31 protein-coding genes and 4 pseudogenes are annotated in these 23,659 nt (G+C 68.4%); 8 read left to right on the top strand and 27 right to left on the bottom strand.

Annotated elements, in window-relative coordinates; translation table 11 throughout:
• The 10 genes from AB0D27_RS40000 to AB0D27_RS39955 form a co-directional block, all read right to left on the bottom strand.
• On the bottom strand, window positions 1-527 hold a 527-nt coding region (locus AB0D27_RS40000), incomplete at its 3' end, for a hypothetical protein (RefSeq protein WP_362519038.1).
• 104 nt (window positions 528-631) lie between these two features.
• Window positions 632-925 (bottom strand): NmrA family NAD(P)-binding protein, encoded by a 294-nt coding sequence (locus tag AB0D27_RS39995; protein WP_362519035.1) that lies wholly within the window; start codon window positions 923-925, stop codon window positions 632-634.
• A 258-nt stretch (window positions 926-1,183) separates the two neighbouring features.
• The gene (locus tag AB0D27_RS39990; protein WP_362519032.1) at window positions 1,184-1,660 is read right to left on the bottom strand and encodes a MarR family winged helix-turn-helix transcriptional regulator; all 477 of its coding nucleotides are present in this window, start codon (window positions 1,658-1,660) and stop codon (window positions 1,184-1,186) included.
• A gap of 11 nt (window positions 1,661-1,671) precedes the next feature.
• A complete protein-coding gene (locus tag AB0D27_RS39985) occupies window positions 1,672-2,733 on the bottom strand; it encodes an alkene reductase (RefSeq protein ID WP_362519029.1) in 1,062 nt (353 codons plus the stop codon).
• An 83-nt stretch (window positions 2,734-2,816) separates the two neighbouring features.
• Window positions 2,817-3,722 carry an NADP-dependent oxidoreductase gene (locus AB0D27_RS39980; protein ID WP_362519026.1) on the bottom strand — a complete coding sequence of 302 codons (906 nt, stop codon included), beginning with the start codon at window positions 3,720-3,722 and terminating at the stop codon, window positions 2,817-2,819.
• Window positions 3,723-4,170: 448 nt separating this feature from the next.
• Complete coding sequence (locus AB0D27_RS39975; RefSeq protein WP_362519023.1) at window positions 4,171-4,476, bottom strand: helix-turn-helix domain-containing protein; 306 nt, start codon at window positions 4,474-4,476, stop codon at window positions 4,171-4,173.
• A gap of 64 nt (window positions 4,477-4,540) precedes the next feature.
• Window positions 4,541-5,146: a dihydrofolate reductase family protein gene (locus AB0D27_RS39970; protein ID WP_362519020.1), complete on the bottom strand. Its 606-nt coding sequence runs from the start codon at window positions 5,144-5,146 to the stop codon at window positions 4,541-4,543.
• A gap of 93 nt (window positions 5,147-5,239) precedes the next feature.
• Entirely contained in the window at window positions 5,240-5,554 is a 315-nt protein-coding gene (locus tag AB0D27_RS39965) for a transposase (protein ID WP_362519017.1), read from the bottom strand.
• A gap of 114 nt (window positions 5,555-5,668) precedes the next feature.
• Window positions 5,669-5,866: a hypothetical protein gene (locus tag AB0D27_RS39960; RefSeq protein ID WP_362519046.1), complete on the bottom strand. Its 198-nt coding sequence runs from the start codon at window positions 5,864-5,866 to the stop codon at window positions 5,669-5,671.
• Window positions 5,791-6,009 (bottom strand): winged helix-turn-helix domain-containing protein, encoded by a 219-nt coding sequence (locus AB0D27_RS39955; protein WP_362519041.1) that lies wholly within the window; start codon window positions 6,007-6,009, stop codon window positions 5,791-5,793. Before AB0D27_RS39955 ends, AB0D27_RS39960 begins: the two co-directional genes overlap by 76 nt.
• 196 nt (window positions 6,010-6,205) lie before the next feature.
• Between AB0D27_RS39955 and AB0D27_RS39950 the strand changes: the two are divergent.
• Both AB0D27_RS39950 and AB0D27_RS39945 read left to right on the top strand, forming a co-directional pair.
• Window positions 6,206-6,609 (top strand): annotated as a pseudogene (locus tag AB0D27_RS39950) (transposase); the annotation flags it as partial.
• 81 nt (window positions 6,610-6,690) lie between these two features.
• The gene (locus AB0D27_RS39945) at window positions 6,691-7,527 is read left to right on the top strand and encodes an MBL fold metallo-hydrolase (RefSeq protein WP_362519014.1); all 837 of its coding nucleotides are present in this window, start codon (window positions 6,691-6,693) and stop codon (window positions 7,525-7,527) included.
• An 890-nt stretch (window positions 7,528-8,417) separates the two neighbouring features.
• Here the strand turns inward: AB0D27_RS39945 and AB0D27_RS39940 are convergent.
• The 8 genes and pseudogenes from AB0D27_RS39940 to AB0D27_RS39905 form a co-directional block, all read right to left on the bottom strand.
• Window positions 8,418-9,815, bottom strand: a complete 1,398-nt coding sequence (locus tag AB0D27_RS39940; RefSeq protein ID WP_362519012.1) for an FAD-binding oxidoreductase — start codon at window positions 9,813-9,815, stop codon at window positions 8,418-8,420.
• A 188-nt stretch (window positions 9,816-10,003) separates the two neighbouring features.
• Window positions 10,004-10,258, bottom strand: coding sequence for a hypothetical protein (locus tag AB0D27_RS39935; protein WP_362519043.1), 255 nt, complete (start codon window positions 10,256-10,258; stop codon window positions 10,004-10,006).
• Window positions 10,259-10,403: 145 nt separating this feature from the next.
• Window positions 10,404-11,190, bottom strand: a pseudogene (locus tag AB0D27_RS39930) (IS5 family transposase); the annotation flags it as partial.
• A 43-nt stretch (window positions 11,191-11,233) separates the two neighbouring features.
• On the bottom strand, window positions 11,234-11,443 hold the full coding sequence (locus AB0D27_RS39925; RefSeq protein WP_362519009.1) for a helix-turn-helix domain-containing protein: 210 nt from the start codon (window positions 11,441-11,443) through the stop codon (window positions 11,234-11,236).
• A gap of 59 nt (window positions 11,444-11,502) precedes the next feature.
• Window positions 11,503-11,757 (bottom strand): hypothetical protein, encoded by a 255-nt coding sequence (locus tag AB0D27_RS39920; protein WP_362519006.1) that lies wholly within the window; start codon window positions 11,755-11,757, stop codon window positions 11,503-11,505.
• Window positions 11,735-12,277: a hypothetical protein gene (locus AB0D27_RS39915; protein WP_362519003.1), complete on the bottom strand. Its 543-nt coding sequence runs from the start codon at window positions 12,275-12,277 to the stop codon at window positions 11,735-11,737. Before AB0D27_RS39915 ends, AB0D27_RS39920 begins: the two co-directional genes overlap by 23 nt.
• Before the next feature lie 90 nt (window positions 12,278-12,367).
• Window positions 12,368-12,586 carry a hypothetical protein gene (locus tag AB0D27_RS39910; RefSeq protein ID WP_362519000.1) on the bottom strand — a complete coding sequence of 73 codons (219 nt, stop codon included), beginning with the start codon at window positions 12,584-12,586 and terminating at the stop codon, window positions 12,368-12,370.
• 635 nt (window positions 12,587-13,221) lie between these two features.
• Window positions 13,222-13,593: a helix-turn-helix transcriptional regulator gene (locus AB0D27_RS39905; protein ID WP_362518997.1), complete on the bottom strand. Its 372-nt coding sequence runs from the start codon at window positions 13,591-13,593 to the stop codon at window positions 13,222-13,224.
• Between the two features lie 108 nt (window positions 13,594-13,701).
• Between AB0D27_RS39905 and AB0D27_RS39900 the strand changes: the two genes are divergently transcribed.
• Together AB0D27_RS39900 and AB0D27_RS39895 are read left to right on the top strand one after the other, a co-directional pair.
• A complete protein-coding gene (locus AB0D27_RS39900) occupies window positions 13,702-14,868 on the top strand; it encodes a Gfo/Idh/MocA family oxidoreductase (protein WP_362518994.1) in 1,167 nt (388 codons plus the stop codon).
• Between the two features lie 299 nt (window positions 14,869-15,167).
• Window positions 15,168-15,539 (top strand): hypothetical protein, encoded by a 372-nt coding sequence (locus tag AB0D27_RS39895; RefSeq protein WP_362518991.1) that lies wholly within the window; start codon window positions 15,168-15,170, stop codon window positions 15,537-15,539.
• Between the two features lie 214 nt (window positions 15,540-15,753).
• Here AB0D27_RS39895 and AB0D27_RS39890 read toward each other — a convergent pair whose 3' ends face one another.
• The 3 genes from AB0D27_RS39890 to AB0D27_RS39880 are packed head-to-tail and all read right to left on the bottom strand — an operon-like array spanning window position 15,754 to window position 16,735.
• Window positions 15,754-16,095: a sigma-70 family RNA polymerase sigma factor gene (locus tag AB0D27_RS39890; RefSeq protein WP_362518989.1), complete on the bottom strand. Its 342-nt coding sequence runs from the start codon at window positions 16,093-16,095 to the stop codon at window positions 15,754-15,756.
• Between the two features lie 53 nt (window positions 16,096-16,148).
• Complete coding sequence (locus AB0D27_RS39885) at window positions 16,149-16,532, bottom strand: hypothetical protein (protein ID WP_362518986.1); 384 nt, start codon at window positions 16,530-16,532, stop codon at window positions 16,149-16,151.
• Entirely contained in the window at window positions 16,529-16,735 is a 207-nt protein-coding gene (locus AB0D27_RS39880) for a hypothetical protein (protein ID WP_362518984.1), read from the bottom strand. Before AB0D27_RS39880 ends, AB0D27_RS39885 begins: the two co-directional genes overlap by 4 nt.
• Window positions 16,736-16,989: 254 nt before the next feature.
• On the opposite strand from AB0D27_RS39880, the gene AB0D27_RS39875 reads away from it, so the two are divergent.
• The gene (locus AB0D27_RS39875) at window positions 16,990-17,253 is read left to right on the top strand and encodes a hypothetical protein (protein WP_362518981.1); all 264 of its coding nucleotides are present in this window, start codon (window positions 16,990-16,992) and stop codon (window positions 17,251-17,253) included.
• Window positions 17,250-17,627, top strand: coding sequence for a PIN domain-containing protein (locus AB0D27_RS39870; protein ID WP_362518979.1), 378 nt, complete (start codon window positions 17,250-17,252; stop codon window positions 17,625-17,627). Before AB0D27_RS39875 ends, AB0D27_RS39870 begins: the two co-directional genes overlap by 4 nt.
• Window positions 17,628-17,782: 155 nt before the next feature.
• On the opposite strand, the gene AB0D27_RS39865 is transcribed toward AB0D27_RS39870, so the two are convergent.
• A complete protein-coding gene (locus AB0D27_RS39865; protein WP_362518976.1) occupies window positions 17,783-18,109 on the bottom strand; it encodes a hypothetical protein in 327 nt (108 codons plus the stop codon).
• A gap of 131 nt (window positions 18,110-18,240) precedes the next feature.
• A complete protein-coding gene (locus AB0D27_RS39860) occupies window positions 18,241-18,471 on the bottom strand; it encodes a DUF5133 domain-containing protein (RefSeq protein ID WP_362518974.1) in 231 nt (76 codons plus the stop codon).
• 1,169 nt (window positions 18,472-19,640) lie between these two features.
• Between AB0D27_RS39860 and AB0D27_RS39855 the strand changes: the two are divergent.
• A pseudogene (locus tag AB0D27_RS39855) lies at window positions 19,641-20,559 on the top strand (Ku protein).
• Between the two features lie 195 nt (window positions 20,560-20,754).
• Here the strand turns inward: AB0D27_RS39855 and AB0D27_RS39850 are convergent.
• The 3 genes from AB0D27_RS39850 to AB0D27_RS39840 all read right to left on the bottom strand — a co-directional run bounded on the left by AB0D27_RS39850 (window position 20,755) and on the right by AB0D27_RS39840 (window position 22,184).
• Entirely contained in the window at window positions 20,755-20,943 is a 189-nt protein-coding gene (locus tag AB0D27_RS39850; protein WP_362518971.1) for a DUF6381 family protein, read from the bottom strand.
• Window positions 20,944-21,513: 570 nt separating this feature from the next.
• Complete coding sequence (locus tag AB0D27_RS39845; protein ID WP_362518968.1) at window positions 21,514-21,906, bottom strand: DUF6221 family protein; 393 nt, start codon at window positions 21,904-21,906, stop codon at window positions 21,514-21,516.
• 74 nt (window positions 21,907-21,980) lie between these two features.
• Window positions 21,981-22,184, bottom strand: coding sequence for a cold-shock protein (locus tag AB0D27_RS39840; protein ID WP_362518965.1), 204 nt, complete (start codon window positions 22,182-22,184; stop codon window positions 21,981-21,983).
• A gap of 619 nt (window positions 22,185-22,803) precedes the next feature.
• Between AB0D27_RS39840 and AB0D27_RS39835 the strand changes: the two are divergent.
• Window positions 22,804-23,007 (top strand): annotated as a pseudogene (locus tag AB0D27_RS39835) (hypothetical protein); the annotation flags it as partial.
• On the opposite strand, the gene AB0D27_RS39830 reads toward AB0D27_RS39835, so the two are convergent.
• Window positions 22,913-23,659 (bottom strand): DNA-directed RNA polymerase subunit alpha (locus AB0D27_RS39830; protein ID WP_362518962.1); only part of this gene is annotated, 747 nt, incomplete at its 5' end. The pseudogene AB0D27_RS39835 and the gene AB0D27_RS39830 overlap by 95 nt on opposite strands.

Raw genomic sequence — 23,659 nt, 5'->3', positions numbered from 1 at the left:
GCGCTGTCCGCCGAGACCGCCCAGAAGCGCAGGAACAGCGCGAGCACCCCGATCAGGACCGTCCACAGTGCTCCCCAGACCAGGTCGCCCCTGGTCCCACCATCCTGGGCTTGGCCGAGGAGGCCCAGGCTTCCGTAGGCCATGGCGCCCAGTGCCCCGTAGAAGCCGATCCGGATGACCTTCGCGGACGGATGGCGGAACCGGTAGAGCAGCAGCAGCCTGCTGACCGACACCTGCGGCTCCCCGTCGGTACCGGCTCGCTCAGCTGTGTTCACCCGCTCGGATGCCTCATCCAGCCAGCGCTGCGCCACGGTGGTCGCGTTTTGGAGCGTCTCCGGAGTGGAGGCGATCAGTTGCCTGGCCTTCCACCATTCGGCGGCGAAGGCTACCTGCCGAGTCGCGTCCTCGAAGGCCAGTTGGCGGCGGCCCGTTCGTGACCGGCGCATCCGCCGGTCCTGCACCATCAGGCTCACCACACCAGCAGCCGCGGTCACCACGGGGGCCAGGACCGCTACAGAAACGGCCACGACGCCTTGCGCACTCATCGACAGTCCCCCCAGCCGTTCGATCCGGCATGCAGCATCGCATCCTGGACCCCGTAAGGCGACGGGTCTCAACAGCCCGCTTCACGTCAAGACGCCGAACGTGGGCATAGCGGCAGCACAGGGCCATGAGCTGGCCGGCAGACTAGATCAAGTGAGATAACACCGCACAAGTCTCGATCCACGAGCGAGTCGACGTTGAGCATGTCGCCGCGGGCGATCTCCACACCCCGGCTTTCGAGCCGGCTGGCGTCGCTGGCCGGCCTCACCAGGGCGCGGACGTTCTTGCCGCGCCCCAGAAGTTCGTCGACGACCTTGCTCCCCAGGGAGCCGGTCGCCCCGACGACGAGGACCGGGAGGGCGGTTGAGTCGGTGGCAGGCATGGGAGTCTCACTTTCCGTCAGGTCATCAGCGAGGGGCTTGGTGGGCGGGGCAGGCGCGGCTGCATACATAGGCGCCTGCGTGCCGGGCGGGCCAATGAAGGCGGGCCGTGGGGGCGGATCCGCAGTGCGCCTCGCCGCCGGAACGTGCCGCGTCCGAAGGCAGCCACTACGGGATGGGTGATAGGGCCGACCTGGCGGTGGTCGCGCCGCATGCGGGACGGTGTGCACCCCAGTCCGCGTGGGGTGCACACCGGGGAGTCACGCGGACTCTTCCGGCAGCGCGCGGCTGCTGATCGCCTCGGTGATGGCGTAGGCGGTCTCGACGAAGGACTCCGCCTGGTGCTCCGACAGATTCCGGGCGGTGGTCTCCTCCAGGGCCTGCCACAGGGCCGCGATGGGCTCGCGCATCGCCCGGCCCTTGTCGGTGAGGTGGACCACCATGACGCGCCGGTCATGTGCGGCCGGCTCACGGATGAGCAGGCCGGCGTCCTGCATGCGGCGAAGGGACTTGGAGACGGTGGAGTGGTCCAGGCCGACGCTGTCGAGCAGCTCGGACTGGGACTGGCCGTCCCGGTCAAGAAGGTGCATCAGCAGCAGCTCCTGTCCGGGATGCAGGTCCATCGCGCGCAGCATGGCGGCGGCGTAGGCGCGGTGGGCGCGGGCGAGTTGGAAGATCGCGTAGCTCATCGGTCCTGCGCCGGCCGTCGTGGGGATGCGGGGTTCGGGGGTGGGCATGGTTCGGTTCCTCAGACGGTGTGGGTGGGGTAGTCGGTGTAGCCGGCCACTCCGCCGCCGTAGAAGGTCGCCGGGTCGGGGGTGTTCAGCGGTGCGCCGGCGCGGAGCCGCTCGACCAGGTCCGGGTTGGCGAGCGCGAGGGCGCCGACGGAGACGAGGTCGGCCGTGCCGTTGTCGATGTCCTTGGCGCGGGCGGGCAGGTCGGTGCCGCCCCGGTTGAGGATCAGCGTGGTCGGCCACAGCGCGCGCAGAGTGCCCAGCAGCTCCTCGTCGTCGGCGTGCATCACGTGGAGGTAGGCCAGGTCCAGGGGGCGCAGGGCGTCCAGGAGCGCCGGATACAGCTCGGCGGTGTCGGACTCGGCGATGTCGTTGTAGGGGTTTGCGGGGGAGATTCGGATGCCGGTGCGCTCGGCGCCGATCTCGCCAGCCACTGCGGCGGCGACCTCGACGGCGAAGCGGATGCGGCCCTCGATCGAGCTGCCGTAGCCATCGGTGCGCTGATTGGTGTTGTCGGACAGGAACTGGTGCACCAGGTAGCCGTTGGCGCCGTGGATCTCCACGCCGTCGGCGCCGGCCGCGACGGCAGCCGCTGCGGCGCGCCGGAAGTCGTCGACGGTCGCCGCGACCTCCTGCGTCGACAGAGCACGGGGGGTCGGCATCTCCTGGGGCCCCGACGCGGTGAACATCGCGCCCTGCGCCTGGATTGCCGAAGGGGCGACCGGCCGGCGCCCGTGGGGGGTGTTGTCGGGGTGGGCGATGCGTCCGGTATGCATCAGCTGGATGACGATCCGGCCGTCGGCCGCGTGCACGGCGTCGGTGACCTTGCGCCACCCGGCGATCTGCTCGTCATTGTGGATGCCGGGGGTCAGGAGGTAGCCCTGGCCGTCGGCGGAGGGCTGGGTTCCCTCGGTGATGACGAGCGCATGCGAGGACCGCTGGGCGTAGTACTCGGCGTTCAGCTCGGTCGGTACGCCTTCTGGCGTGGAGCGGTCACGGGTCATGGGGGCCATGACCAGGCGGTGCGGCAGAGATATGCCGCCAAGAGTGGTCGGCGTCCACAGGGAATCCAGCATGAGGGTGTCCTTCGATAGGGCGGTGACCGGCCGGTCACCGTAAAGGCAGCGGGTGGTCGTGGGGAGCCGGTGGCCAGGCGTGCTCAGTCGACGCTCAGGACGAGCTTGCCCCGCACGTGCCCGGCGTCGCTGACCTGCTGGGCCGTGACCGCCTGGTCGAGCGGGTAGGCGGTGACGGTGGTGACGAGCTTGCCGGCCGCGGCGTCCTGGGCCAGGGCGGCCAAGCGGGCGGTCGAGCGTTCCTGGGACCCCTGGGAGAAGGTGATGCCCAGCTGCCGTGCGCCGAAGTCGGCGATGGTGACGATGCGCTCGGTGCCGCCCCGCAAGGTGATGGAGTCCTCCAGGGCTCCCTTCCCGGCCAGGTCGAACACCGCGTCCACGCCGTCGGGGGCCAGCGCTCGCACCCGGCCGACCAGACCGTCGCCGTACACGGTCGCGGTGGCGCCGAGCGAGGTGAGGTAGTCCTGGTTGGAGGGGCCTGCGGTGGCAATCACGCGTGCTCCGCGGGCCGTGGCGAGCTGGACCGCCAGGGTTCCCACAGCTCCGGACGCGCCGTGCATCAGCACGGTCTCCCCGGCGGCCACCTCCAGCAGGTTCAGGACCCGCTCGGCCGTCTCGCTGGCCACCGGCAGCGCGACCGCGTGCTGCCAGTCGAGGCCGGCGGGCTTGGGGGCCACGGTGGTGGCCAGCGCGTACTGGGCGTACGAGCCGGTGTCCGACCAGCCCAGCACCTCATCGCCGACCTGCACGTCGCTCACGCCCTCACCCAGGGCGTCCACCACGCCGGCGAGCTCGCCACCGGGGACGGCGGGGAGGGTCGTCGGGAGGACGGCCTCCAGCATCCCGGAACGGATCTTGCCGTCCAGCGCGTTCAGCCCGGCGGCCTTCACGCGGACCCGGACCTGGCCGGGGCCGGGCTGCGGGACCTCGATGTCCGCCTCGTGCAGCACGTCCGGGCCGCCGAACTGGTCGAAAACGATTGCTTTCATGATGACTCCATTCCCTGTGACACCAAAAGCGTGGCCAGCCACATAATCAAGGTAACAGCAATCATGTGGCTAGCCAAGCATTCGCGAAGGCAGTCCACCTCGGCTCGCTTCGGGGTGCGCATCGAGCGCGGCGGTGACCGAGACGGTGCCGTGACGGACGTAACTCCCGCAGGCGCACCCGTCCCCGGCCAGGCAACCGGTCGGGGTGCTTGCGGGAACAGGCGGCCATCGCGGTCTTCTCGTCCACCGACACCACCACCGAGCGCGGTGGGCATTTGCGGTAAAGGGCGCACAGCTCGGCCGCCTTCGTGAAGAAGTGAGCGTCGGCGGGGCGGGTCAGCCAGTCGCGGACCCGATGGAGCTTGACCTGGAGCGCAGCGAGAATCCGCCCAACCTGCGAGGCGGAGATGCTCGTGCCCGCCAGGTGCTCGGCGATCAGCCGGTGCGATCAGCCGGTGCGACCAGGCGTTGTAGGGGTGGGCGGCGTACTGGTGACGGTCGCCACGATCCGCAGTCGGACCTCGGGCCCGTGGACGGACGGCCTGCCCGAGCGGGGCCGGTCGTCCAGCCCCGCCAGCCCCTCCCGGGCGCACCGGTCCCGCCACCGCACCACCGTGGAGACATCCACCCGAACAATCTCCGCTATCCGCCGGGCTGGGCACCCTCCAGCAGCCAGCAGGACTATGCGCGCGGCGGGCCACGCGTTGAAGGGCGGTATGCCCACGTACCCGTTCCTCCAGCGCACACCGATCATCAGCATCAACCATGCCCGGCCAACGAGCCGATGGCCATCGGCGGAACTTCCGCGGCGCACGACACTAGTAGCTGTCGTAGCTGGGCTTACCGTTCGGCCGGTAGACGCCGACGACGGTGCCGCCCTTCGTCGTCGAGACGCTGACCGGCTCCAGTGCAGTGGGGATCGCTCCGTCGGCGAACAGCCGCTTGCCGGTGCCGATGATCACCGGGTGGATGGTCAGCCGGTACTCGTCGACGAGGCCGTGCTGCATGAGTGTCTGGGCGAGGTCGCCGCTGCCGACGACGTTGATGTTGCCGCCGTCGGACGCCTTCAGCTGGCGTACGGCATCGACGATGTCGCCCTCCAGCAGCGTGGAGTTCTGCCACTCGACGGACGTCAGGGTCCGAGACGCCACGTACTTGTGCATGCTGTTCATCCGATTGGTGAACGGGTTGTCGGGATCGGCGGTCGGCCAGTACGACGCGAAGATCTCGTACGTCTTGCGGCCGAGCAGCATCGCGTCGGAGTGCTCGTACCAACCGGCGATGGCCGTGCCGACCTCGTCGTCGGCCACCGGTTTCTGCCAGCCGCCGTGCTCGAAGCCGCTCCCAGTGTCCTCGTCCGGACCGCCCGGCGCCTGCATGACGCCGTCGAGCGTCAGGAACGTGCAAACGATGATCTTGCGCATGGTGCGCTCCCTTCGTCGACGGGTAGACGGCACAACCGCCGGAAACTCATCGGCGGAACTTCCGCGGGGCGGCACTAGCTGCGACGACCCGACCTACTGACCTTTTCGGATTGGCTTCGGGTGTGTGGTGATGTCCAGGCCGGTTTCGGTGAGGCAGCCGTTGATGAGGTCGGGGTGCCGTTGGATGTGGGCCAGTCCGCGGCGGAGTGTGCGCTCGAGGTGTTCGGGATCGGTGAACGCGGTGTTGGCCATGGGTCCTCGCCGTAGCAGTGACCAGACGCCTTCGACAGGGTTCAGGTCGGGTGTGTAGGGCGGGAGTTGGAAGACGGTGAGCCAGTCGTGGTCAGCCGCATACTGACGCAGTCCGGCCGTTCTGTGGGTGTTCAGATTGTCCCAGACGATCACCACGGGGGCACCGAGCTGGAGATGCGCGCGGACCAGAAGGTCACGGTAGTCCGTCCACGAAAAGCTCTTCCGGGCTCCCTTGAAAGGCAGATGGAAGCGTGGGCGGTAGATCAGCCTCTATGTCTCGCCGGGACGGTAGCAGCACAGGGCCGCCACCGAGATCCGGCGTCGGGAACGGCCCCGGACCCTGACCACGGGAGTCTGTCCGCGCCTGCCCCAGGTGCGGGCGCGTGGCGGCGTCATCGCGAAGCCGGCCTCGTCCTCGAAGAGGATGTAGGCCCCGAGCGCCGCCGCGGTCCTTCCACCTGCGGCCACACGTCTTTCTTCCAGAGCTCGACGGCGTGTTCGTCGCGTTCCAGTGCGCGGCGGGCCGGGCTCTGCCAGGACCAGCCGTGCCGGTGCAGGAGCCGCCACACTCCCGCAATCGAGCAGCTGATCCGGAAGTGGTCGCTGATCACCGTCTGGACGCGTTCCAACGTCCACCGCTGATCTTCCCAGCCGTGTGCGGCCGGACCCTTGGCCAGCTCTTCCTCCAGTCCGGCGAACCGTTCATCCGACAACTTCGGCAACTTCGCCGGACCTTCGATTTCAGAGGGCGGTATGCGAGTTGACAGGTGATTTGTCGTCACCTGAACGTGTGGGACTGCGGCATCCCTGCCGGTCGGAGGGCTCGGGCGTGCTGGGCTGACCACGTGGGCCCTGGTCGAGCCGGTGATCGCCGCGTGGAAGGCCGCACACCCCTCGGTCAGCGGCCACCAGGGCCGGTACGAGATGCGGGAGATCGTCAACGCGCTCCTCTACCAGGGCCGCACCGGCTGCCAGTGGGACCTGCTTCCGCACGATCTGCCGCCGCGCGGCGCGGTGATGTACTACTTCACCAAGTGGCGCGACGACGGCACCGACCAGACCATCCACGACCTGCTGCGCTGGCAGGTGCGGGAGCAGGCGCGACGGAAGGCGGAAGGAGCCTGGTGGTGCTCGACACCCAGAGCGTGCACGCGGCGGCCGGGGTGCCGGCGGAGTCGACGGGGCGTGATGCGGCAAAAAAATGGCCGGGGTGCGGTGCCAGGAGGACAGACCGATGATGGAGGGGGAGGCCGCGGCACGATCACCGTCCTGGGGGAACGTGGAGATGTGACATGCCGGTGCACAAGGTCCGCCCGGACATCAGCGTCCTGAACGACAGCATTGAAGTGCCGGGGATCGGATACCTCCCGGTGAACGCCTTCGTACTGCTCGCCTCGCAGCCCGTCGTCATCGACACCGGACTGGGGCTGCCGGACCGGAATTTCTTGGAGGCGGTCGGTTCCGTGCTGGATCCGGCCGACGTGCGATGGATCTGGTTGACGCACCCGGATCGTGATCACACGGGTGGGGTCTTCGACCTGCTGGCCGCGGCGCCCGAGGCGCGTGTCGTGACCACGTTCCTGTCCGCCGGGTTCCTGTCCTGTGAGCGGCCGCTGCCGCTCGATCGTCTGTATCTGCTCAATCCGGGGCAGACCCTGGATGTCGGCGACCGTACCCTTACGGCGTTCAGGCCGCCGCTGTACGACAACCCGGCCACAGTCGGCCTCTTCGACGACCGGTCAGGGGTCTGCTTCAGCTCTGACTGCTTCGGTGGGCCGATGCCCAGTGTCGAACTGGCACACGCCGATGACGTCGGTGCGGTCGGCGTGGAGGAGTTGCGGGCCGCGCAGTTGCTGTGGGCTACGGTCGACAGCCCGTGGGTGCACAACGTGGATGTCCAGAAGTTCCTCGCGACCTTCCGGCCGCTGCGGGACAGGGAGCCAGAGCTTGTCCTTTCCGTGCATCTGCCGCCGGCGCCGGGGATCACCACGTCGATGATCGACACGCTGGGCTCTGCAGCCGGGGAATCGGCGTTCGTGGGGCCGGACCAGGCGGCACTGGAGCAGATGCTGGCGGGGTTCGACCCCACCGGCGGCGGGCACCAACCTGCCCCCGGCAGCCCGGGATGACTCCACGTCTCCTGGCCCTGAGTGTGGGGTCGGCTTGGGACGTGGCGCAGGGCGCACGCTTGGTGTTCTTTCTCCGAGCCACGCGCACGATCACAGGCGCGAAGGCTGGAACAGCGCGTTCTCCTCGAGACGGTTCATCTCTGCGCCTTTGTCGTCGAGCCCTGCAGCCCGGCAGGTCCTCGGGGATTCCCACCGCCGCGGTGTGCGCTGGCTGGATGACCAGGCGATCACGTGGCTGACGGGTTGGAGACTCTGTGTTGTCGGCGGCCGCGGCCACGAGTAGGACGCGTTTGCGGAGCAGGGGCGGCCCGGCCCGCCATTCTGCCGCTTGAGCAGCCTGATGTCCGTCACGCGGCCCCGACGCAGCCCGAGTTCCATGGCGTGCTCAGGCCGAGGGCCACGGCGTCGAGGTCGGTCATCAGAGGCCGTCTGCGAAGGCGCGCAGCCTATGACTTTCGTCCGCGCAGGCGTCGGTGACCCGCTGGGCCAGGCGCTCCGCGCTGCGGACGGCCATCATCGCGGCGAAGGACCGGACATGCCCGGTGGCAGCTTCCGGCAGCGGGCCAGGATTTCTTTGAGGTTCTGCCGGTCTGGTGGCCACCCACCGCTTGGCTCCGCGGCGTCGCTCGGACGTGAACAGCATCCCTTGCACGGCGCCGACTTGCGCGATCGCACGCGGACGCCGGGCCGCCTGCCGCATCGACCGGTGAGCGGCCAGCCGCAGAAAACGCCCGACGGCGCCCGGTCTCCACCGGCCGTCGCGGAGCACCTCCAGCACGGCATGGGCGCCGGCCCTCGATGATCGTACGGACCGCGTCCGCGCCAGGATGGCCCCCGTGGTACCGGCAGACAAGGCTCCAAGGAGTGGAGGGCCTCGAAGCCGCGCCGCGTCACCCCGCCGATGGCGGGATGTTCTGGTTGGCGCGGAAGAAGTTGTCCAGGTCGTACGTGCGCTTGATCGAGGAGAGTTGGTCGTAGTGCCCGCGGTAGGTGGTCCGCACCCGCTCAGGGCCTTCCCGCTCGCCCAGGAAGTTGATGTAGGAGCCGCCCATGGAGTGCGGGTGGAGGTCGTTCCAGAAGTCGACGCACCACTGCCGGATCAGATCGGCGTTCGCGGGGTCGGGGTCGATTCCGCCGATCACGCCGGACCAGACGGCGTCGCGGTAGGCCCAGGCCGTGTCGTCGGCACTCACCCGGTGGGCGGCTCCGTCCACCGGGTACAGGTGCATCGTCGACAGTTCGGTGGGGATGTTCTCGCCGTACCGCTGGAACACCTCGATCGCCTCGTCGGAGATGGCGTCGAAGAAGTCGCCGCGCCAATACCACTGCAGCCCCTTGGGGATCAGTTCGTCGAACATGGTCTGCAGGGCGGGGTACGGCATGGGGGTGGCGAAGTGGAAGGCGGGCGGAGCCGGTTCGTTCACGACGGCCAGTACCTCTTCGAGGCGGTTGGCGTCCAGGTCGCCTGTGTAGCACCACACCACAGCGCACATCTTCTGCCCGTGGATCGGCTCCGGGAACGGCGGCCCGGGCGGGACGACCAGCATGGCGAAGAAGCCGTTGAGGTCCTCGTCCGCGGCAGGCAGGAACTCCCGGTACCAATGCAGCACCTCCGCCGTCCGGTCGATCGGCCACACCGTCACCGCGACCCCGACCGTGTGCACGGGGTGCAGCCGGTACGTAAAGGACGTGACGACACCGAAGTTCCCAGCGCCGCCCCGCAGCGCCCAGAACAGGTCCGGGTAGTCCTTCTCCGACGTGGTGATGAACCTCCCGTCGGCCAGGACCACGTCGGCGGCCAGCAGGTTGTCGATGGTGAGCCCGTACTTGCGGGTCAGGTGGCCGTGGCCGCCAGCCAGTGTCAGACCGCCGACGCCGGTGGTCGACATGATTCCGGCCGGCATGCCGAGACCGAAGGCTTGGGTCGCGTGGTCCACATCCCCCAGCTGACTGCCGCCGCCCACCTGTGCGCTGCTCGTCGCCGGGTCCACGCGCACCCAGCGCATGGGCGACAGGTCGAGCACGAGTCCGCCGTCCACCAGGCACAGGCCCGGCCCGCTGTGGCCGCCGCCGCGCACGGCGAGTTCCGCCCCGGTGTCCTGGGCGAAGGCGATCGTGGCCTTCACGTCCGCGGCGTCGACGCACTGCGCGATGGCGGCGGGACGTCGGTCGATCATGGCGTTGTAGATGCTGCGGGCCTCGTCGTAGCCCGGATCCTGGGGAACGAGGACGGGACCCCGCAGCGCCTCGCGAAGCCCGTCAAAAGTCGATGAGTTGAAACCGCCCATGGCTGAATACCCCTGTGGGAAGAACGGGGACACTCACGGACGGATGAGGGCGCGCGACATCCGAGCGGATCCCCCGGTGAGGGCATTGTGTGTGAATCCGTTCGCGCTTCAGAGGGCGGTACGTGAGGTGATGTCCGCTTCTCCCTTTCGGGAGGGGCAAGCGGGCTGGCCGCGGGGTTGCCGGGTGGCTACGGCCGTGGCTGGGTGAACAAGCCCTGCTCGGTCTCGACCAGGATTCCGCGCTCGGTCAGCCGCTTGAGTTTGAGGCGGGTGTTGTTGATGTTGTTGGGCGCGATCTCCAAGTCCATCGCCTCGCACACCTGCCGCGCCCGTAGCGGCGCGTCGGCCGCGGCGAACACCGCCATGATCTGCTGGTAGGCCGGATGGCCGGGCAGTTTCGGTGCCGGCGGTGCGGGCGGCTGCGGATCGGGCAGCTCCAGCAACGTCTTGCGGGTGATCCGGACCTCCTCGGCAGCTCTGCCGAGCTCGTCCAGCCGTGCGGTCAGCTGCGCGATCTGCTCTCCCGTCGTCTCGGCCTGCGCGGCGATCTCGCGTTCCCGCTCCTCCAGCCGGGCCAGTACCGCCCCGCAGCCGCCGCAGTATCACCGCGGTCATCGCCCAGTACACCCTCGACTCCGAACTGCGCGGCAGGTGCTCGTAGTCGCGCACCAGCCTGCGGTGCAGCATCAAGATCCCGTAGGCGCGCTCCACGATCCACCGCTTGGGGATCGGCACGAACCCGGTCCGCGCCGGGTTGCGCTCGACAATCTCCACCTCGATGCCGACCTGCACCCGTGCGCGACGACGGCATTCTTGAAACCCTGGTCGACCAGGGCCTTCTGCACGGTGTCGGTGTCGGCTGCGACCTTGTCCAGCAGCGCGATGCCGGCAGCGTTGTCAGTGCACGGACGCGGCGAGCACCACCACCGCGATCACCAGGCCCAACACGTCAACGGCCAGGCCGCGCTTGCGGCCCGGTACTTTTTGCCGCATCACGCCCCGTCGACTCCGCCGGCACCCCGGCCGCCGCGTGCACGCTCTGGGTGTCGAGCACCACCAGGCTCGGGTCCGTCTTCCGCCGCGCCTGCTCCCGCACCTGCCAGCGCAGCAGGTCGTGGATGGTCTGGTCGGTGCCGTCGTCGCGGCACTTGGTGAAGTAGTACATCACCGCTCCGCGCGGCGGCAGATCGTGCGGAAGCAGGTCTCACTGGCAGCCGGTGCGGCCCTGGTAGAGGAGCGCGTTGACGATCTCCCGCATCTCGTACCGGCCCTGGTGGCCGCTGACCGAGGGGTGTGCGGCCTTCCACGCGGCGATCACCGGCTCGATCAGGGCCCACGTGGTCAGCCCAGCACGCCCGAGCCCTCCGACCGGCAGGGATGCCGCAGTCCCACACGTTCAGGTGACGACAAATCACCTGTCAACTCGCATACCGCCCTCTCGGACCCGCCATCCCGCCTTCACGCCAGTCATGGCGCCAGCGCTCCACTGAACGCTGGCTCACCCGCAGGTCCTTGGCGATATCCGAGGTTCTCTCCCCACGTGCAAACCTCTCTCCGGCCTCCAGCCGGAGCACCTCACGCACAGCCCGCCGCTCAGCAGTCAGGCCCCCACCCTCCGCATACCGCATAACACCGGCATACCGCAGGGATCACCCACCGTCACCACCCCGAAGCCAATCCGAAAAGGTCAGTACTCGTAGACCTTGGCTGCTTGGAGCGCGCGGGCGATGAAGGTCCAGTCCCCACCTGCTGGTAGCTCTTTGCCGAAGTTCTGATAGAAGCCTGGGGAGTCGTGCACCCACGCGGCGAGGGCGTCCAGGAAAGTGGCGAGTGTGTTGTTCTCCCACGCATCGCCTTGCTGCAGAAAGTCCTGGTGCAACTTGCGGACGAAAGCGGCCAGCTCCTCGCGGCTGCGGATCTCATCGTCTGGAGTAAGGGACATGCCGGCAAGTATCCGGTGGCCCCGTAGCACGGCCGTCTAGGGGAGCTGGTTGTGGGCGGTTCTCGTCACGGATCATGCGGCGGAGGCTGGTGCGGGCGGCGGCGAGGTCGTCCTCGGGCTCGGTGACTCGCTGCTGTAGTTCCGCGTTCTGGTTGGTCGCCTGCCGTTCTGCCGTGGACAGCCGCAGGTTCTCCTCGGTGAGTTCGTTGACGCGGTCGAACAGGTCGTGGTTGCCGAGCTGTTCGACCTGCTGCCCGAGGTGAACGCGGGCCTGTTGCCGCAGCTGGCCGTTCTCGCTCAGGAGCCGTTTGATCTCTTGTCGGGCGAGGAGCAGGTCGGTCTGCTCGCTGGCGGTGGAGACTTTCCGTCCGCTCTGCTGGTCCTGGTGGCCTTGGGTGGCTTGGCGGGCGCGTGCCTGGTCGATGGGTTCGCGCAGGCCCGGCGCATAGACGAGCCAGCTGGATACACCGGCCTCGCGGGCGACCGTGGCAAAGGTGATGCGTCGGTTGTCGCGAAGCATGTGAGGACGCGTCCGCGTTTGTCGGCACTGTCCCGCTGACGTGCGGCTTTGAGGACCTCAGCGGGCGTCCTGGCGGGCTTCGCGGACGTCTCAGCAGGCATCTGGGTCTTCCTTGCGGATCACGGTCAGCGGCAGCAGCTTGTGGTCCCGGGTCGCTCGGACCTTCCGCAGGACCGCGCTGGCCTCCTCGATCTCCTCTCGTTCGCCCTGGGGAAGGCTGCTGAGCCGGTCGCGCATGGTTTTTGCGACGTTCGTGAACGCGGTGATCTGGTCTGCGAGGTTGCGGAGGACGAAGTCGTCGGCGTCCATGGCTTTGGCGGTCTCGCGGTCGGCCCGCAGGTCGTTGACGTGCTCCTCGATCGCTGGCAGGTAGGAGGGGCCGGGCGATAGAAGCCGCAGCCGCGCACTGGAAGCGGATCGCGCAGACCTTGCCGCCGGCCTTGACATTGCTGGGCTCGCGGCAGTTGCCGAACGGAACGGCGACCGACTGGGCCTCGTAGTCGGTGGTGCTGGTGAACGGTGCCGGACGGCCGGAACGGTCGGTAGTGTGCTTCCGCATGGTGGTGATCGCTTCGCGTTTCCGCTTCAGGGACACCTGGTCGTACGACATCGTGGTGACGATCGACCGGTGGTCCATGAGCTCTTTGAGCACGTCAACGGGGACGCCGGCGTCGGCATGGCGCTGGGCATAGGCGTGCGAACCGCAGGTTCGTGTAGTCCTGGCCCCCGCCGGGCCGGGCGTGCAGGGCATCGGAAGCGACGACGCAGGCGGCAAACACCCGCTTGAACTTCCCACTGTCCAGACTGACGGTGTCGGCCCATGTCTTGATCAGGTCCTCCAGGCCCCCGCACCCGTGATCGCCCGCATGCTCCACGACGAGACCACCGCGCAGCTCGCCGCCGAGGCAGGAGGAACTTGGCGGCACTGTGCCCCGGGAGATCACTCAAGGTGACCGCAGACCCTCGTCGGCTGAGGAATACACGAGGTGCCGACGGCACTCGGCCGCCTCTCGCAGGACGAGGTCGAGCAGGCCGGGGAAGCGCCGGTCCAGCTCCTCGCGGCGGAGGGAGTTGATGCGTCGCGTGCCCTCGTCCCGCTGCCGGATCACACCCGCCTCGCGCAGCACGCGGAAGTGGCGGCTGCTGGTGGACTTGCCGACCGGGAGGTCGAAACAGCCGCAGGGCACTTCGGACTTGGCACCGAGGGTGGCCACGATGCCCTGGCGGACGGGGTCGCTGAGGGCGGCCATCACCGTGAACAGGTCCATGTCCTGCTCGTCGGGATGGAGCAACGGGGATGAGGTTCGGCTGGCCACGTCCCCAGTATCCACGGAGCCCCGGAAAGCCTATGTTCGCCTTCGAGCGAACATAGACTACGGTGGTGATCACCAGCCGGTGGCACCGACCATGCGAAGGGAACCGCCATGGCCTCCTCTCTTTCATCCACACACGCGTCCACGCCCGCGTCCGCTTCGCCGGCCCCGATCGGCGTCGGCATCGTCGGGCTCAGCGTCAATGGCGGCTGGGCGGGGACCGCCCACGTCCCGGCCCTCGCCGCCCTGCCCGACGCCTACGAGCTGCGCGGCCTCAGCGCCAGCAGCGCCGAGTCCGCGAAGGCCGCAGGGGAGAAGTTCGGAGTTCCGCTGGCGTTCGGCAGCGTCGAGGAACTGGTCCAGCAGGATGAGGTGGACCTGGTGGTCGTGACCGTCAAGGTCCCGTACCACAGGGAGCTGGTCATGTCCGCGCTGGCCGCCGGGAAGACCGTGCTGAGCGAGTGGCCGCTGGGCAACGGGACCGCGGAGGCCGAGGAGATGGCCACGCTCGCGCAGTCGCGGAAGCTGCGGGGCTTCGTCGGGCTCCAGGCGCGCTCCGCCCCGCCGGTCCGCTACCTGCGCGACCTGGTCGCAGACGGATACGTCGGGGAGGTGCTGTCCACCAGCGTCGTCGCCTCAGCAGGAAAGTGGGGCGCGACGTATGACAGCCGCAGCGCCTACGTGTTCGACCGCGCCAACGGCGCGACCATGCTGTCCATCCCATTCGGTCACACCATCGACGGACTCGCCTCGGTGCTGGGCGAGTTCACCGAGCTCAGCGCCACCACGGCCACCCGGCGCCCTGAGGTCCGGCACGAGGAGACCGGGGAGCCCTTGCCGATGAACGTCGAGGACCAGATCGCCGTGAGCGGAATCCTCGAATCGGGCGCCGTCGTCTCCGTCCACTTCCGCGGCGGGCTCGCCCGCTCCACCAACTTCCTGTGGGAGATCAACGGGACAGAGGGCGACCTGCGTGTCACGGGCGACTCCGGACACCTCCAGTTCGGGCAGGTCACCCTCCACGGCGCCCGCGGGAAGAACGCGGAACTGGCCGAGCTGCCGGTACCGGCCCGTTACGACGCGAACGTTCCCGCCCTGGCCGGGCAACGCGACACCATGGCCTACACCGTCGCCCACGCCTACGCTCAATTGCGCGCTGACCTCGCCGAGGGCACCCACACCGTCCCCGACTTCGCCCACGCCGTGCGCCGCCACCGCCTCCTCGACTACGTCCAGCAAGCGGCCACCACCGGTGAGCGCCAGCGCGTCAGCGGCTAGCAAGGGATGTCACCGAGGTAAGCTTACGGGCGGCCGTCGTCATGCTACGTCGCTGGGTTTGTGGAGATCACACACGGTCACCAGCAGGCTATTCTCGGCAGAGGATTGGCGACAGTTGAATACGCGAGGTCGCCAGTTCTGCCCCCTGGTGCGCACGCGCCACCGTAAGTGAGGTGGTCGGCGACTGAGAGCCCGACTTTGATCCCTTGGCCACGCCGACGTTCTAGGGTGGCCCGGTGTGGCTTGAGCTGCGGGAACGATGGGGCGGACAACCGTTGTGGGCGAGATGGATTCTTGCGGTGTACTTGATCGGATTCTTCGAAGGATCCTGCGTCCACATTCTCGATCTCGTCCGTGACGGCATCCATGCCTACGCGTCGTTTCCTCAGGTTCTCCTGCAGGTGTTCTTCGTCAGCCTGGCGATCCTCGATCCGCTGGTTGCCGTGCTGGTGGGACTCGTGCGGCGGGAAAGGGTCTGGCTGGCAAGCGCCGTGATGGTGACGGACGTCTTCGCGAACGGGTGGGGCAACCGGCACTGGCTGCAGGACGACCCCGCGAGACTTGTCTGGCTGTCGCCCATCACCATCTTCGGCGTGTTCGTTGTCGCGTTCTTGCTCCCCATGCACCGCACAGTTGCCAGGACGACGGGCAGGCCCCAGGCGCCCGCCTGACGACGCACACGTCACGCAGCCTTCAACCACCGGCACCTTGCCGACGAAAACGACACCTTGCCGACGACCGCCTCGCCGGAACACCCTCCGGCGGGGCGTCGCCATCAGAGCCCGTCGGCATCGTGAACGCCGTCTTCATGAGCATTTTCAACGCCGGGCAACACCCGCGCCCCACTGACAACGGGCTCGGGGCTTTCCTTAAGCGCCCCGTCGGTTACGCCGTCCCGTCCGGCCCGGGGTCCTCGGCTTGGCCGCGCCGCTTCTTCCCGCCCGAGCGGCTGTGGCCGCGGGCGATGCCGCTGACGCGCTCGGGGGTGACGTCAAGGTGGGGCGCCATATCTGTGTACGAGATCTTGTCGCGGTCGTGCAGCGTATTGACCACGTGCTGCCGTCGCTCGCGCAGCCAGCGCTGCAGGTCGGGTACGGCCTTGAGGGCCTGCGTGAGGATCGCGGCCTGCTCGATGCTTTCCGGTCCGTCGAGGAGGTGGGCGAGCGCCTGGAACGGGGCGGGTGGTTGCAGTGGCGCGTCCTGCGCAGGGGGGGTATCGGTATCCATGTGCACACGGGTACCCATCAAGCAAATCTAATGGGTACCCATTAACTCAAGGTCTATGCGGTGCGCCACGTTTCAAGGCGCTGGGCAACCGCCCGGAGGTCGACATCCTGGGCGCGCACCGCTTGGGCCAGCTCGAACAGTTCGTCGTCCTTCGCCTGGACGGGCTGGCCAGACAGGTGCATGTACTGGTGGGTGCAGCCCCAGCCGATGACGAGGTTGTAGTCCGTGAAGGGGCGCAGCAGCAGGGAGGAATGCAGGAAGGTGGCGGCGCGGACGGGAACCTCTTCGTAGTACAGGCTGCCGCGTTCGCGTTCGAACTTGTGCCGGTCGGCCATGAAACCTAGGGCGCCCCAGTCCGCGACCGGCACGTTGAGCGGGGAGATCGATGCCTGGATCTGCAGGACCCAGCCGACGTCGACGCGGACGATCGGGCTCACCGCAGGCCTGCGGGGAAGCGCTCCATCACGCCGGGCAGGATGCGCTCGGCCTCAGCGGCGGCGCCCTCCACGAAGGCGATCCGGTCGGCCTCCTCCACGGTCACGTCGTGGACGTGCTGCTTCAGGCTCTTGCCGGTGATAGTCGCTCGCTCGCGGAGACGAGCCATCTCGCCCTCGGAGAATTCGATGTTGAGTGCTGGCATGCCCCCACGGTACCCAGCTTGGTACCACCTTGGGTACCTACAGATGGCCGTGGTCCGGCCCGTGTCCCGGGCTCACCAAGTCATGCCGCGCAGCGGACCCGCCACCTGCGCCTCGGCACGGGGTTGAGAGTCAGACCTCGTCTGTCTCCTCTTCCTCGGGTGCGTCGAGGGTGGCAGCCGAGTCGGGCACTGGGAGGCGAAGTCGGTGCACCGATGACCGCACTCCCTCGCTCTACCAGCAGTAGAATGGGCTCATGGGAGATCAGGACACCAGCATCAAGACGACCAAGGAAGTCCGCGACCGTCTCAAGACCCTGGCCAGCGAGCGCGGCACCACGATGAACGATCTCCTGGAGGAGCTCGTGACGCGTGAGCTCACCGAGGAGGAGAAGGAGCAGCGCGCGCAGTACGCCATGGAGGAGATCCGGCAGATGACGGGGGTGACCGTCACCGACGAGGCGCGCGCGAAGGCGCGGGCCTTCCTTGAGGGTCTCGGACGGGAGAGCCACGCCGCGTGATCCGCGTACTGCTCGACCACACCTGTCTTCAGGCGCTCGCCGAGGGCGACGAATTCCTCAATGGCCTGTATGTGGAAGCCAGTTATGGCTACGCCGAGATCGTGGTGCCCGCCGTGTCGGCCGCCGTCGCCGAGCGCGAGAAGCCAGGCGTCGGCCAGCACGTGATGAGCCGCCGCTTCACGACGGTCGCCGACTTCACCGGTTCCCATGCCCTGGTGGCCGGGGCATGGCGGCATGCGGACTGGCGGATCCTGCACCCCGCCGCGTCCGTGATCGTGGCCCGGCAGGCCGGAGAGGACCCCACTCTGCTGTCCCTCGACCCCGATCTGTACGCCGGCACAGGAGTGAGCCCGCTCAACCCGTTGGGGCCCTGAGGAGGTGCCGCGCGCATGCAGCCGGGGCGTGGACATAGGTGCGCCCGTGAACGTCTCGATGAACGTCCCGGCTGGCTGCCCGGCGCTTCAGTGAGTACGGACAGCGGCCGGTCTTCGGCGGAGAGGGAGAGGCTCAGCGTGCGGCCAAGGGGTCTTCAGCGCCCCCATACCTCTGGCCCGCCTTCATGCCACTCGATCAGACTTGACTCGGCGACATCTAGCTCGTCCCAGCCGGTCAGGCCGGCGTTCTGCAGGAACACAGTGAGGTCGTGAAGGCTGTATGCGGTGCCGAGGATCCGATCGTCGATGCACACCCTGCGGCCACCGGTCTCGGACGGCGGATAGACGATCACGCGGAGCTCGGACATGGCACCAGCCTCACCCGCGGCGGGTAGCCCCGCATCCCGGCCGCTACCGGTAAGCGCGGCCTTGAGTGCCTGTTCCTTGGTCTGCGCGGCACCCAGGCGACGGGCGTGCTCCACGTCAACAGCCCAGTTCGGCCGATCTGTTCACTCAGGGGTGGCGCAGGCGGTTCGTGGTCCTCGCGCGCGGCTTGCACGGGTAACGGGGCTCGGTGCTTCGGGGGCGTCCGGGGCACCGAGCCCCTGGCTGTTCAGCCAGCTGTTGTGAAGGGACAGTGCCGTGTCATGGCGTCGGCCAGCTGCTGGCGGGCCACATACAGTGCCGTGTCGAGCTGACGGGTGCCCGTGACCACACACAGTGTGTATGTGGCGTCTTCAAGCTGACGTGCGATCTCCGCGCTCCCGCCGGATGCCAAGCGCCGCCCGAGCGTCTCGCACCGTTCGACCAGCTCCCGCAGGAGCGAAGGATGCGCCACGATCATGGGGCCCGCCTCCGTCCTCGCCCGTTCGGACCATCCCCTTCATCCATACGCTCGCAGCCGTCAACCTTCGCCGCACCCTGAGGACTACGGGGTGCGCCGGCCCAGCTGCTTGGTCATGAGCGTGATAAGCGCGCCCAGGTCAGATGCGCTTCGGCGTGCTGGGGCAGACGACTCGTAGTCGCGGACGTTGTGGGAGGCGTTCATCAGCACCAGTAGGCCCGGGTGTCGAGCGCGATAGGTCGCTTGCGACAGTTGATTTTCTTGGCCGCGTCATGGTGGCCTTGCCGACCAAAGCGAGGGCCTGGGCGGTCATGGGTCCAGGCCCTCGGCCGGGGAGGCTTACGCACCATTCCACTGTACGAGCCGCCTGGCCTGCGGACGCACGATACCGCCGCCTCCCGGTCCCTCGCCCGGCGGACACCACGGCCCGGCAGGCGGATGTCGCCGACCCGCACGCCCGCGGCGTCCTGGTGACGTCGAAGAGCACCTGCAACACATCACCCTCAGCCCGAGCCGAATCGGCGACATCGCCAGGGCCGCCCTCGCCCTCAACCGAATCTGGAAATGATCGTCGCTGAGAAGACGTCAATGAGCTGTCCCGGCGATCGGTCGCCGCCGGGGACGGCGGTTCCTGGTCTTCTCGGGGGAAGACCAGGCGCCGCGTGCCATGACAGGACGCTCACCGGAAGCCCGTCTCGTCACGGCCCCCGGCACAACGCCGGGAAGTAACAGGGGACCACGGAAAACCGATGCGCGCGTGCCACGCCGCTCAACGGCCGTCGGCGAGCGCCGGTCACGATGCCGTCAATCCACCGCGTCAGCATCGAGACGCCCTGCCCGCGGCAAGGTTCCGAACGAGGTCCTACGGCCCAAAGGCGTGCAAAGCGGCCGTTCACCTCGGGCACCTCACCGTAGAGCAGGTTGCGGGAGAGGCCGACCCCTACGCAACGCTGTGATCGTCTGGCGCGGGTCAGCGAGCTCTTATGGCAGTGCTTCCCGCTGCCGCCGGTAGGGCCACCTGTTGGTGTCGGTGCCCGCCAGGTGCACGTCGGAGGCGACGAGTATGCAGGCCGTACGGGCCTGTGCAGTCCCAGCTGACCGTGGTCACGTGCCTGACCAGGCAGCCGCTCGTAGGCTGGTCTTCTCGGGGCACGTCGCGGAGGTTTGCCATGCCCCGTCCCGTTTGGACCGGTGCCATCTCGTTCGGGCTCGTCACGATCCCGATCAAGGTGGTCAGTGCGTCCGAGAACCGCTCGATCTCCTTCCGTCAGATCCACATGGAGGACGGCGGCCGGATCCGGTACCGCAAGGTGTGCGAGCTGGACGGCGAGACGCTCAGTGAGGATGAGATCGGCAAGGGTTATGAGCTGGGCAAGGACAGGGTCATCCCGGTCTCGGATGAAGAGCTGCGGGAGATGCCGCTGCCCACGGCCAAGGCGATCGACGTGGTGGCCTTCGTGCCCGCGGAGCGCATCGACGCCGTGCGGCTCGGGGACAGCTATTACTTGGAAGTCGACGGCCAGGTAGCGGCCAAGCCCTACAAGCTGCTCAGCATGGCCCTGCAGCGCACGTCGAAGGTCGCGATCATCAAGATGGCGTGACACGGCCGGGAACGGCTCGGTCAGCTCCGCGTGGTCGAAGGCGGAGTCATCGCGCTCCAGACGATGTACTGGCCCGAATGAAGTGCGCTCGCCTGCGGAGCTCGCGCCGCAGCCGGTGGAGCTGCCCGATCAGGAGTTGCGGGAAGCCGAGGCACTGATGGACGTCATCGGCGAACGGGACATCAGCGAGTTCCACGACGAATACCGCAAGGCCCTGGAGCAGGTCATCGAGGCGAAACTGGAGGGCAAGGCGCCTCCGCAGGTGCCTGAGCAGGAGGCCCCGGAGGGCAAGGTCATGGACCTGATGGCCGCACTACAGGAATCCGTCCGCAAGGCGCAGGCCTCCCGCGGCGAGGACGCCACGGTCCACGAGATGCTGGCGAAGAAAGCCTCCAAGAAGACGGCGAAGAAGGCGCCGGCCAAGAAGACCGCCGCGAAGAAGACCACGAAGAAGGCGGCCTCAGGGAAGCCGAAGCGCAGCGCCTAGCGGAAGTATTCGAGCCGTTCAGCCAGTTGAGCGGGGCCCGGGGCGTTCAGCGTCCCTCTGCGCCGCCGGAATCTCGCACGCCCGCCAGGACTGCTGGCGACACTCGCGGCATGGCGGCTACGCGGACCGGCCGGCAGCCCGTCGCGGAGGTGGGGGTTGCGACAGTCTGTCGGCCGGCAGTATGCGGGGGTGGTGTCAGACCATGGGGTCGAGGCCCTCAGACGGGCCGCCCTGCTGCTCGCTCTGCTCGCGCAACTTGCGGGCCTTGTCCTGCAGCCGCTGGCGCTCCTGGGGGTCGGAGGCGCGCTGGGCGGCCTGCTCCATCTCCTGGGCCTTCTGTCGCATTTGCTGGGCAGAGCCGCGGGAAGGGTCTGTTGCGCTCATGATCACTCCTTCGTGAACGGGGGGGAGCGTGCCTCACCAGCGAAGCAGCCCCGTCAGGCCCGCGCATCCTGGAGGATCACTGACCGTGATCGTTGCTGCTGCTCACTTTGGGGTGAGTGTGGTGAGCTCGGTCTTCTCCGTCGCTTCGGTCGCTGTCGGCAGGACAGGACGGTGAACGCGGATGGATTCGCTTGGATGGCGGCTGGCCGAGGCCAGGTTGCCCCTGAGGGCTCTTCGCGGGCAGCGTGCGGACGCTTACGCGTGAGGAGGGGCGTTGTCCGGGGATGGATCGGCTACCAACGCACTGTCAAGCGCCGCGGTCGTAGGGGAGCCCTGGTCGCCGTCGGCCATTCACTCCTGCCCCGCGCCGCCTCACCTCCTGGATCATGGCCCGGCCCGGGGACCTGCCCGACAAACCCTGCCCACCTCGGCGAACCCTTCGCGGCTTGTCAGCGTGTTGCGACGATCCCTGGATTCGCCCGCCAGCGGCGGGGGCTTCGTCAAATGCGTGCGGGGGATTGGGTGTTGCTCATGGCCTCTGCTCCGGCTTAGCGTGAGGCCAGTATCCGGCTACGGCCGCCACTTCTCCCGGTAGCCGGGCTGGTCCGCGTACGGCAGGGCAAGCAGGCGCACCGCGTGGCCGAGCGCGCTCGCCCAGCCGGGCTCGTCGACGTCATTCGCGGTCACCTCGGCGTAGTCGTCGACCAGCTTCCGCTTCGCTTCGATGTCGCGCAGGACCCGTGCCGGATCATGACGAGCGATGTGAGCGGAGTCTGCCTGTCCCTGAGGCCCCGTGTCCTCTTCGTCCTGCGTGCCATAGTCAGTCACCTGTACCAACGGCGGCCCGTCGGGCCCGGCGGTGACGTACCCGCCGCAGTCGCGCCATGGGCCGGGCGTGGCAGCCTCGGCCACCCGCGGGTCTTCCTCGAGCTGGTCGCGCAGCCACTGCTCGAGGTCATCCACGCCACTCACTCCTCGGTCCTCGCTCTTGACCCGTGGGCGGGGTGTCAGATCAGTGCCGTAGTTGCCGAGTAGCGCTACAGCTTGACGACGTTCTCTGCCTGAGGACCCTTCGGTCCCTGGGTGACGTCGTATTCGACCCTGTCGTCCTCGTACAGCTCCTTGAAGCCGGTGCTCTGAATGGCGGAGAAGTGGACGAACACGTCCGGGCCGCCGTCGTCCTGCGCGATGAAGCCAAAGCCCTTGTCTGCGTTGAACCACTTAACTTTGCCTGTTGCCATGCTGGTCTCCTTCAGAGGAACTGAGCGCTGTCTGCGCAGTTACGGTACCGCCTCTGAGCAGCGCATATGACGGACGAGGCGTGATCGGTCACGTGCCGTGAACGGAGAATCAGCCACTCGGCAGCGTGTGCCGGGGGACTGCCCGAAGCACGCCCGCTCGGGCAGCGGTTTCCAGCCCTCCGGACGCACCAAGCGGGCAGCCGTGGCCGCCGGTCCGGCGGCGCCCACCCTGTACGTCCTGCCGCCCGCACCCGGTGCGGCTGGCCCGCCACGGCGGCCGCCGACGCGGACCCGAAGCCGACCGCGCCACCGGGCCCGGTGAGGACGCGGGAGACGGCCTCGGACGGCTACGGGCGCGCCCTCGAAGCGCACTCGGGGCAGCGCCCGCGCGGCGCGTCGACCCGGCGCCTGGCTGGCAAGCCACGCTCCACCCCGGCTGCGCGCCTTGGACGTGCCCGAGGACGGCGGGGAACCCCGGCCGGGGTTCCCCGTCAGACCAGCTGGGGTGACGGGCACAGCAGGCAAGCCCAGAAGCCGGCGACCGCGGCTGGCCGAGCAGCGGGTCGTACGTGAAGTGGCGGAGCTGCGCCGCTTTGTCGCCGGCTGCCTTCGCCAGGGTTTGTGCGCAGGCGCGGACCCGGCCGAGGTCACCCAGCGGGCAGGGAACAGCGTGGAGGTTCTCCTGTCCCTGTACGCGAGGTGTCTCTATGACCGGCGCAGCGCAGCGTTCAGTATTGCTCGGTCTCCACGAAACCCGCGTCCGCGTCGTCGTCCGCGCCGAGTGCGGCGGCGGTCGGGTCGAATCCGGGCGGGCTGTCCTTGAGGCCCAGGCCCATGCCGGCGAGCTTCGCCTTGACCTCGTCGATGGACTTCGCACCGAAGTTGCGAATGTCCAGGAGGTCGGCCTCGGAGCGGGCGACGAGCTCACCCACGGAGTGGACGCCCTCGCGCTTGAGGCAGTTGTACGAACGGACAGTGAGCTCCAGCTCCTCGATCGGCAGCACCAGGTCGGCGGCGAGGGCGGCGTCCGTGGGGGACGGGCCCATGTCGATGCCCTCGGCGTCGATGTTGAGCTCGCGGGCCAGACCGAACAGCTCGACCAGGGTCTTACCGGCCGACGCCATGGCGTCACGGGGACGCATCGCCTGCTTGGTCTCGACGTCGACGATCAGCTTGTCGAAGTCGGTGCGCTGCTCGACACGGGTCGCCTCGACCTTGTACGTGACCTTCAGCACCGGCGAGTAGATCGAGTCGACCGGGATACGGCCGATCTCCTGGCCCACCTGCTTGTTCTGCACGGCGGAGACATAGCCGCGACCGCGCTCGACGGTCAGCTCCATCTCCAGCTTGCCCTTGCCGTTGAGCGTGGCGAGGACGAGATCGGGGTTGTGCACCTCGACACCGGCCGGGGGCGCGATGTCGGCGGCGGTGACGAGACCCGGGCCCTGCTTGCGCAGGTACATCACGACAGGCTC

Source organism: Streptomyces sp. NPDC048415 (assembly GCF_040651675.1).
Taxonomy (GTDB): Bacteria; Actinomycetota; Actinomycetes; order Streptomycetales; family Streptomycetaceae; genus Streptomyces.
The sequence above is the reverse complement of the archived record's forward strand: the minus strand, read 5'-3'. Positions and strand labels throughout refer to the sequence as shown.

Bases quoted from the DNA above. Each gene is read 5' to 3' on its own strand.
- AB0D27_RS39995 (WP_362519035.1), bottom strand. From the start codon at position 925: ATGCCTGCCACCGACTCAACCGCCCTCCCGGTCCTCGTCGTCGGGGCG.
- AB0D27_RS39990 (WP_362519032.1), bottom strand. From the start codon at position 1,660: ATGCCCACCCCCGAACCCCGCATCCCCACGACGGCCGGCGCAGGACCG.
- AB0D27_RS39985 (WP_362519029.1), bottom strand. From the start codon at position 2,733: ATGCTGGATTCCCTGTGGACGCCGACCACTCTTGGCGGCATATCTCTG.
- AB0D27_RS39980 (WP_362519026.1), bottom strand. From the start codon at position 3,722: ATGAAAGCAATCGTTTTCGACCAGTTCGGCGGCCCGGACGTGCTGCAC.
- AB0D27_RS39975 (WP_362519023.1), bottom strand. From the start codon at position 4,476: ATGATCGGTGTGCGCTGGAGGAACGGGTACGTGGGCATACCGCCCTTC.
- AB0D27_RS39970 (WP_362519020.1), bottom strand. From the start codon at position 5,146: ATGCGCAAGATCATCGTTTGCACGTTCCTGACGCTCGACGGCGTCATG.
- AB0D27_RS39945 (WP_362519014.1), top strand. From the start codon at position 6,691: ATGCCGGTGCACAAGGTCCGCCCGGACATCAGCGTCCTGAACGACAGC.
- AB0D27_RS39940 (WP_362519012.1), bottom strand. From the start codon at position 9,815: ATGGGCGGTTTCAACTCATCGACTTTTGACGGGCTTCGCGAGGCGCTG.
- AB0D27_RS39925 (WP_362519009.1), bottom strand. From the start codon at position 11,443: ATGCGGTATGCGGAGGGTGGGGGCCTGACTGCTGAGCGGCGGGCTGTG.
- AB0D27_RS39920 (WP_362519006.1), bottom strand. From the start codon at position 11,757: ATGTCCCTTACTCCAGACGATGAGATCCGCAGCCGCGAGGAGCTGGCC.
- AB0D27_RS39915 (WP_362519003.1), bottom strand. From the start codon at position 12,277: ATGCTTCGCGACAACCGACGCATCACCTTTGCCACGGTCGCCCGCGAG.
- AB0D27_RS39910 (WP_362519000.1), bottom strand. From the start codon at position 12,586: ATGGACGCCGACGACTTCGTCCTCCGCAACCTCGCAGACCAGATCACC.
- AB0D27_RS39900 (WP_362518994.1), top strand. From the start codon at position 13,702: ATGGCCTCCTCTCTTTCATCCACACACGCGTCCACGCCCGCGTCCGCT.
- AB0D27_RS39890 (WP_362518989.1), bottom strand. From the start codon at position 16,095: ATGGATACCGATACCCCCCCTGCGCAGGACGCGCCACTGCAACCACCC.
- AB0D27_RS39880 (WP_362518984.1), bottom strand. From the start codon at position 16,735: ATGCCAGCACTCAACATCGAATTCTCCGAGGGCGAGATGGCTCGTCTC.
- AB0D27_RS39875 (WP_362518981.1), top strand. From the start codon at position 16,990: ATGGGAGATCAGGACACCAGCATCAAGACGACCAAGGAAGTCCGCGAC.
- AB0D27_RS39860 (WP_362518974.1), bottom strand. From the start codon at position 18,471: ATGATCGTGGCGCATCCTTCGCTCCTGCGGGAGCTGGTCGAACGGTGC.
- AB0D27_RS39850 (WP_362518971.1), bottom strand. From the start codon at position 20,943: ATGAGCGCAACAGACCCTTCCCGCGGCTCTGCCCAGCAAATGCGACAG.
- AB0D27_RS39840 (WP_362518965.1), bottom strand. From the start codon at position 22,184: ATGGCAACAGGCAAAGTTAAGTGGTTCAACGCAGACAAGGGCTTTGGC.